Origin of the sequence: Micromonospora sp. NPDC049799 (assembly GCF_040656655.1) — a bacterium.
In the GTDB taxonomy this organism is placed as follows: Bacteria; Actinomycetota; Actinomycetes; order Mycobacteriales; family Micromonosporaceae; genus Micromonospora.
On sequence record NZ_JBFAMU010000247.1, the window covers coordinates 1 to 7,403 of the forward strand.

Here is a 7,403-nt window from a genome sequence, read left to right on the forward strand (position 1 = left end):
CCGGGACGACCACGTGCGCATCCCGACCCGCGAGTGGGACCCGGACGCCGACCATGACAGCTTCGAGGTACGCCGAGCCGCCGGGCCGCCAGGTCGTGCAGGGCGACGTCCACCGCCGCCCGGGCGGCCTCGTTGCCGGCGACCGCCCGGCCCACCTCGGTGCAGCGGGCCACCAGGTCGTCCGGGTCGCGGCTGGTGAGCAGCGGCCCGAGCAGTTCCCGGACGCACGCCTCGGCGCCGGCCACCGACGCGCCGGTCACCTGCCACACCTGCGGCGCCTCGCCGAAGCCGGACCGACCGTCGCGGTCCACGACCTCCACCACCAGGGTCTCCACGGTCGTGGTGCGGCGCAGCGCGGTGACGAAAGGGGTGTGCAGGGGTGCGGAGAGCCGGTGGGTGCGTACCGCGGCGATCGTCATGTCGGGCACCCTATAGGGAGATCGACGGGCGATGGGGAGGCCGAATGAGCGAGCGAATCACCCGCCACGGCGGAGCGCCGGCATGAGCGGGCGGGAGTGGGATCTGGTCGGTGCGCCGAACGCGCGGGACCTCGGTGGACTGGTCGGCGCCGACGGTCGGCGGGTGCGTTCCGGGGTGCTGCTGCGCACCCCGGCGCTCGGCCGGCTGACCGACGAGGACCTGCCGGTGCTGGCCAAGCTCGGCCCGGCGTGCGTGGTCGACCTGCGGGACCACTCGGAGATGGACGTCGCCCCGCCGGACCGGCTGCCCGGCGAGCCGACCGTGGTGCACCTGCCGGTGCACGACGCCGAGCACCCGGTCTTCACGTACGTGTCGGCGATGCTGCTCGGCCACGACCTGACCGCGTACGCGGACCTCGCCGAGCAGGGCACGCCGGCGGCGATGGAGGCGATCTACCGCTGGTTCGTCACGGGGGAGTCGGCGCGCGCCGGGTTCGCCGAGGCGGTCCGGCTGGCGGCGCATGAGGAGAACCTGCCGCTGCTCTACCACTGCTCGGCCGGCAAGGACCGCACCGGCTGGCTGACGGTGGTGCTGCTGCACGTCCTCGGTGTCGACGAGGCCGTGATCCGGGCGGACTACCTGGCCAACAACGCGCTGACCGAGAGCCTGCGGGAGGTCATCCTGGAGGCGATGGCCAAGCGCCAGCCGGGCCTGGACGTCGAGGCGGTGCGCCCGGTGCTGGAGGTGCGCGACGCGTACCTCGACGCCGCGTACGACGAGGTGCGCCGGGTGCACGGGTCGTTCGGGGCGTACCTGCGCGACGGGTTGGGTGTGGACGACGACCGGGTCAGCCGGCTGCGGGCGCTGCTGCTGGAGTGACCGGCGCCGGGGTCGGGGCCGGGTGGCGGGCGGCCCACCCCGTGACGATCAGCGCCTGGCCGGCGGCGTAGGTGGCCATCACCCAGATCGGCGGGCCGGGCAGCGTCGCCGTGCCGGCCACCGACAACGCGATGAGCAGGTCGGAGACGAGGAACAGGGCGCCGCCGAGGCCGACCGACCAGCCGTGCGCGGTGGCGGTGATGGCCATGGTGGCCAGGGCGACGGCGTACCCGGCCACCGGCACGGCGAGCCCGGCGTCGGCCAGGCCCGGCCACATCCAGCTCAGGGCGGCGGCGGTCAGCACCGCGTACCCCAGGGGAACCGCGAGCAGGGGCGGGCGGCGCAGCGCGGTCGCCGCGCCGGCCCGGACGAACGCCGCGACGTAGCAGGCGTGCGCGGCGAGGAACAGCGCCATGCCGGTGAGGAACGCGCCGGTGCCGGCGCCGAGCAGCGCCACGTCGCCGCCGGTGGAGAAGGCCAGGGCGGCGAGGACCAGCCGGTCCGGCCGGGCGCCGCGTTCGACGGCGGCCCGCCAGAGGTACGCGGCGAGCAGCGGCATCAGCAGCGGCTTGGTCGCCAGCTCGCCGAGATCGCTGCCGGTGGCGTTGGCGAGGAGGTTCCCGGCGGTCGCGACGGCGAAGGCGGCCAGCAGGACTCGGCTGGAGGGCATCGGTGGGTCTCCTCGCGGTGGGGTGGGCAGCAGCGTAGGCGGTGCCGCGGCCCCGGGCCAGCCCCGGTCGCTCAGCGCAGGTCGTGCCGGGCGTCCCAGACGGCGGCGGAGACGTCGGCGATGAGGCGGCAGGCGTCGTCGACGATCTCCTCGCCGGTCGGGCCCCCGTCGGCGAGGTCGGTGGTGGTGCAGGCGACGACGACGTACGGGAGCGCGTCGCCCGGGTAGACCACGCCGGCGCCGTGCCGGACACCGCGTACCCAGCCGTTCTTGTGCGCGATGCGGGTGCCCTCGGGCAGGCCGGCGGCGAGGTCCTCGCAGTGCTCCTGGGCGATGAGCACGTCGAGCATGGCGGCGCAGCGCTCCGGCGGGGCGAGCGGGCCGGGCCGGACGGCGCCGAGCGCGAGCGCGCCGAGCAGGGCGGCCAGGTCGGCGGCGGTGACCAGGTTGGTGATGCCGGCCTCGCGGGCGGCGAAGTCCTCGATGCCGCGGCCGGTCACGCTGTTCCGGGCTCCGGCGAGCGCCCACACCTCGGCGACGGCCGGCAGCCCGACGTGGCCGAGGACGATGTTGGTGGCGAGGTTGCTGGAGCGGACGATCATGCGGTCGGCGACCCAGCGCAGCGAAGCGGTGCCGCCGAGGAGTTCCCACACGGCGTCGTCGTTGTCGTAGTGGCGGGCGCAGGAGAACCGGGGCGCGTCGGGCTGCGCGGAGGCGAAGTCGTTGCGGACCTCGACGGGTGCGTCCAGGTCGAGGTGGCCCGCCTCGGCGGCCCGGTGCAGCGCGACGAGCACGCCGACCTTCATGGTGCTCGCGGCGTAGTGGGTGGCGTCCGCGTGCCGGGTCCAGGTGGGGTCGGCGTCGAGCCGTCCCACGTACGTCGAGACGGTGCCCGGCACCCGCTCCAGCCGGCGGTCGAGGTCCGTGAAGATCATGCGCCGACGCTAGTGCAAGGAAGGGCCCCCTGTTAACGCCTGGCGTTGTACAGGGGGCCCTTCTTGACGCGTCGCGCGCGGAACCGTCAGCCGGCGTGCTTGCGGCGGGCGGCCATCCGGCCCCGCTGGGTCTGGTCCAGGACCACCTTGCGGATTCGGACCGCGCTCGGGGTCACCTCGACGCACTCGTCCTCGCGGCAGAACTCCAGCGCCTGCTCCAGCGACAGCTTGCGCGGCGGGATCAGCTTCTCGGTCTCGTCGGAGGTCGAGGCCCGCATGTTGGTGAGCTTCTTCTCCTTGGTGATGTTGACGTCCATGTCGTCGGAGCGCGAGTTCTCCCCGACGATCATGCCCTCGTACACCTCGGTGGTCGGGTCGACGAAGAGCTGGCCGCGCTCCTGCAGGTTGATCATCGCGAACGAGGTGACCGCGCCGGCCCGGTCGGCGACCAGCGAGCCGTTCTGCCGGGTACGCAGCTCGCCGAACCACGGCTCGTACGACTCGAAGACGTGGTGCAGGATGCCGGTGCCCCGGGTGTCGGTGAGGAACTCGGTGCGGAAGCCGATCAGGCCGCGCGCCGGGACCAGCCACTCCATCCGGATCCAGCCGGTGCCGTGGTTGACCAGCTGCTCCATCCGGCCCTTGCGGGTCGCCAGGAGCTGGGTGATCGCGCCCAGGTACTCCTCGGGGGCGTCGATGGTGAGCCGCTCGACGGGCTCACAGGTCTTGCCGTCGATCTCCTTGGTGACGACCTGCGGCTTGCCGACGGTCAGCTCGTACTGCTCGCGTCGCATCTGCTCGACCAGGATCGCCAGGGCCAGCTCGCCACGGCCCTGCACCTCCCAGGCGTCCGGCCGCTCGGTCGGCAGGACCCGCAGTGACACGTTGCCGACCAGCTCCTTGTCGAGCCGGTCCTTGACCATGCGGGCGGTGACCTTGGCGCCCTTGACCCGGCCGACCAGCGGCGAGGTGTTGGTGCCGATGGTCATCGAGATGGCCGGCTCGTCGACGGTGATCAGCGGCAGCGGCTGCGGGTTCTCCGCGTCGGCCAGGGTCTCGCCGATCATGATCTCCGGGATGCCGGCGACGGCGATGATGTCGCCCGGGCCGGCCGAGTCGGCGGGCTTGCGCTCCAGGCCCTCGGTCATCAGCAGCTCGGAGATGCGGACCCGCTGGGTGCTGCCGTCGGTGCGGCACCACGACACGGTCTCGCCCTTGCGGATGGTGCCCTGGCGGACCCGGCACAGCGCGAGCCGGCCGAGGAACGGGGACGCGTCGAGGTTGGTGACGTGCGCCTGCAGCGGCGCGCCCTCCTCGTACGCGGGCGGCGGGATGGTGTCGAGCAGGGTGCGGAACAGCGGCTCCAGCGAGGTGCTGTCGCTCGGCACGGAGCCGTCGACGGGCTGGGTCAGCGAGGCGATGCCGTCGCGGGCGCAGGCGTAGACGATCGGGAAGTCGATCTGCTCCTCGTCGGCGTCCAGGTCGAGGAAGAGCTCGTAGGTGTCGTCCACGACCTCCTTGATCCGGGCGTCGGGACGGTCCACCTTGTTGATCACCAGGATGATCGGCAGCCGCGCGCGCAGCGCCTTGCGCAGCACGAAGCGGGTCTGCGGCAGCGGGCCCTCACTCGCGTCGACCAGCAGCACCACACCGTCGACCATCGTCAGGCCGCGCTCCACCTCGCCACCGAAGTCGGCGTGCCCGGGGGTGTCGATGATGTTGATGGTGACCGGGTCGGAGCCGTCCGCCGGCAGGTAGTGCACGCCGGTGTTCTTGGCCAGGATGGTGATGCCTTTTTCCCGTTCCAGGTCCCCCGAGTCCATCACCCGCTCGGTCGTCTCGCCCCGGCCGCCGTAGGCACCGGCCTGCCGCAACATGGCGTCGACCAGAGTGGTCTTGCCGTGGTCGACGTGAGCGATGATGGCGACGTTGCGGAGGTCGGTGCGAAGCTGCATGGGCTCCATTCTCCCGCCTGCGCGGATCAGGGGCAGCGTCGGGGTCACCCCCGGCCGTCCCCCGATCTCTGCCGAAACTCCTGTCACTCGCGGTACACCGACTGGCAAGCTGGTCCCCGTGAGCCGGGGGCCGACGTGCACGAGCTGGTGAACTCGCTCCAGCAGTTGCCGTCCCTGCTGGTCCTGCTGGTGGCGGCGCTGATCGTCGCCGGCGAGACGGCGGTGATCTTCGGCCTCCTGGTCCCCGGTGAGGCGACCCTGCTGCTGGTGGGTTTCCTCACGTACACCGGCGCCCTCCGGCTCGGGCCGGCGCTGCTGGTGATGATTCTCGCAGCGGTGACCGGGGACACGCTGGCGTTCCGGGCCGGCCGTCGGTACGGGCCGAGACTGCGGGCGAGCCGGCTCGGCGTACGGGTCGGCGGGGAGCGCTGGAGCCGGGCCGACGCGATGCTGAACCGGCTGGGCGGCCGGGGAGTGTTCACCGCCCGCTGGGTGGCCTTCGCCCGCACGCTGGTGCCCCGCCTGGCCGGGGCGGCGGGCATGCCGTACCGGCGGTTCCTGCCGTGGAACGTGGCCGGCGTGGTGACCTGGGTGGGCGCCTCGGTGCTCGCCGGGAACCTGGCCGGCGAGTCGTACGAGACCTTCTCCCGACTGCTGGGCCGGGCCAGCGGGGCGGTGCTGCTCCTGGTCGGCGCGGTGGTGGCGGTGCTGCTGGCCGGCCGCTGGCTGGGCCGCAATCCCGATCCGGTGCGGGCGCTGCTGGCCCGGGCCGGGTCGCTGCCCCCGGTGCGCTGGCTCACCGGCCGGTACGGGGTGCTGTTCTTCCTGCTCGCGATGCACATCGGGCCCGCGTGGACGCTGCTGGCGAACCTGGCGGCCGGCCTGCTGCTGCTGTTCGGGGCCGGGCTGGCGGTGACGTGGCTGCTCCAGGTGGCGGTGCGGCACAGCGGCCTGGCCGCGGTGGACGGGGCGATCGCCGACTGGTTCGCCGCCCGGCGTACGGCCGGCGCGGTCGACGTCACGCTCGCCGTGGTCTCCGGGCTGCGCGGGTCGTTCCTGATCGCGGTGGTGGCGGTGGTGGCCGCGGTGCTGGCGTGGCGGCACCGGCCGTGGCGGGCGGACCTGCTCAGCGTGGTCGGTACCGTCGGCGCGTTCGTGCCGCTGATGGTGCTGGCCGTGGCGACCGACCTGGCGGGGCCCCGACAGGAGAGCGGAGCGGCCCTGTTCCCGACACAGAGTGCCGTGGTGACCGCGAGCCTCTGCACGCTCGCCTGGCTGTTGTCCCGGGGAGCGCCGTGGCCGGTGGCGGTGGCGGCGTGGACGCTCGCCGCTGCGGGCATGGTCGGCATCGGCGGCGCCCGCCTGTACCTGGGGTTGAGCACGGCCAGCGGCACCGCCACGGCCGTCCTGCTCGGTGTCGCCTGGACAGCGGTGTTCGTGGTCGCGTGGAGGACCCGTGACCGCGCCGTCGGCCCGGCCCGGAGCACCACCCCGCCCGCGCCGGCCCGCGCCGACGCCTGAGCACCGGACACGCCGGACCGTCGATCCCTGTTACCGTTCGGCGGTCCGGTGGGACTGGTGTGCACGGGGGGTACGGATGAGACGGTGGAGATCCGCCGCGGTCGCCGCGGTGCTCGTGGCGGTCGGTGTGACCGGTTGCGCCCGCGAGGGGGCGGCTCCACAGGAGCCGGCCGCCGTCGCCGCGGGTGCGGAGGCCACCGAGGAGGCGACCGGCGACGTCCCGGCCGAGCCCACGCCGGCGGCGACGTCGGTGCCCGGGCGGGAGTCGATGGGCGCGGCGCCGAGCCGCAGCGCGTCGGCGACGCCCAGCCCGAAGCCGTCGGTGAAGCCGACCCGGGCGACGGCGCCCCGGGCGGTGCCGAAGCCGCCGACGGAGACGAAGGTGCCGCCACCGCCGCCGAAGCCCTCGTCGACGAACTGCACCCCGAAGTACGTGGGCACCCAGGCCACCCGGGCGCAGGCGAAGGAGGCGCTGACCGCCGCGGCGGCCCGGACGTACTGGCCGACCTCCGCGCCGGACATCGCGATCCCGGTGCGCCTGGTCAAGGCCACCGCCTGGCAGGAGAGCGGCTGGCAGTCCAACATCGTCGCCTGCGACGGCGGCATCGGCCTCATGCAGGTGATGCCGGCGACGGCGGAGTGGATGAACCAGCGCTTCGGGCAGAGCTACGACGTCGACGACTACCGCGACAACGCGTACCTGGGCGCCAACTACCTGGCCTGGCTGACGAAGTACATCGGTGACATGTACTTCGAGGCCGACTACCGGCTGGACGCGGCCCTGTGCACGGCCGAGCTGGACTCGTGTCTGCTGAACGCGGTGATCGCGGCGTACAACTACGGGCACGGGGCGGTGGCCCAGGAGGGCAAGCCGCTGGCCATCCCCAATCCGCAGTACGTGCGCAACGTCCGCGCCCTGATGACCGAGTGCGTCTGCCTGAGCTACTGACGAACGACCGAGCCACCGACGAACGGCGACGGGGGCCGCGGCGCGCGCCCCGGGCCCCCGCGCCGGGTGCGGGC

Annotated in this window: 6 protein-coding genes and 1 pseudogene; 3 read left to right on the forward strand and 4 right to left on the reverse strand. The window is 73.7% G+C overall.

The window, feature by feature from the left end; genetic code table 11:
* A pseudogene (locus AB0I76_RS18530) lies at window positions 1-419 on the reverse strand (hypothetical protein); the annotation flags it as partial.
* A gap of 82 nt (window positions 420-501) precedes the next feature.
* On the opposite strand from AB0I76_RS18530, the gene AB0I76_RS18535 reads away from it, so the two are divergent.
* Window positions 502-1,299, forward strand: a complete 798-nt coding sequence (locus AB0I76_RS18535; RefSeq protein ID WP_357036646.1) for a tyrosine-protein phosphatase — start codon at window positions 502-504, stop codon at window positions 1,297-1,299.
* On the opposite strand, the gene AB0I76_RS18540 is transcribed toward AB0I76_RS18535, so the two are convergent.
* The 3 genes from AB0I76_RS18540 to typA all read right to left on the reverse strand — a co-directional run bounded on the left by AB0I76_RS18540 (window position 1,268) and on the right by typA (window position 4,859).
* Complete coding sequence (locus tag AB0I76_RS18540) at window positions 1,268-1,969, reverse strand: lysoplasmalogenase (RefSeq protein WP_357036649.1); 702 nt, start codon at window positions 1,967-1,969, stop codon at window positions 1,268-1,270. The genes AB0I76_RS18535 and AB0I76_RS18540 overlap by 32 nt on opposite strands.
* 71 nt (window positions 1,970-2,040) lie before the next feature.
* Window positions 2,041-2,904 carry a serine hydrolase gene (locus tag AB0I76_RS18545; RefSeq protein ID WP_357036651.1) on the reverse strand — a complete coding sequence of 288 codons (864 nt, stop codon included), beginning with the start codon at window positions 2,902-2,904 and terminating at the stop codon, window positions 2,041-2,043.
* Window positions 2,905-2,990: 86 nt separating this feature from the next.
* On the reverse strand, window positions 2,991-4,859 hold the full coding sequence (typA, locus tag AB0I76_RS18550) for a translational GTPase TypA (RefSeq protein WP_357036654.1): 1,869 nt from the start codon (window positions 4,857-4,859) through the stop codon (window positions 2,991-2,993).
* Window positions 4,860-4,994: 135 nt separating this feature from the next.
* Here typA and AB0I76_RS18555 point away from each other — a divergent pair, with 135 nt between their 5' ends.
* Together AB0I76_RS18555 and AB0I76_RS18560 are read left to right on the forward strand one after the other, a co-directional pair.
* Window positions 4,995-6,380, forward strand: coding sequence for a DedA family protein (locus tag AB0I76_RS18555; RefSeq protein ID WP_357036657.1), 1,386 nt, complete (start codon window positions 4,995-4,997; stop codon window positions 6,378-6,380).
* Window positions 6,381-6,456: 76 nt separating this feature from the next.
* Window positions 6,457-7,329, forward strand: a complete 873-nt coding sequence (locus AB0I76_RS18560; RefSeq protein ID WP_357036660.1) for a lytic transglycosylase domain-containing protein — start codon at window positions 6,457-6,459, stop codon at window positions 7,327-7,329.
* Window positions 7,330-7,403 lie beyond the last annotated feature (74 nt).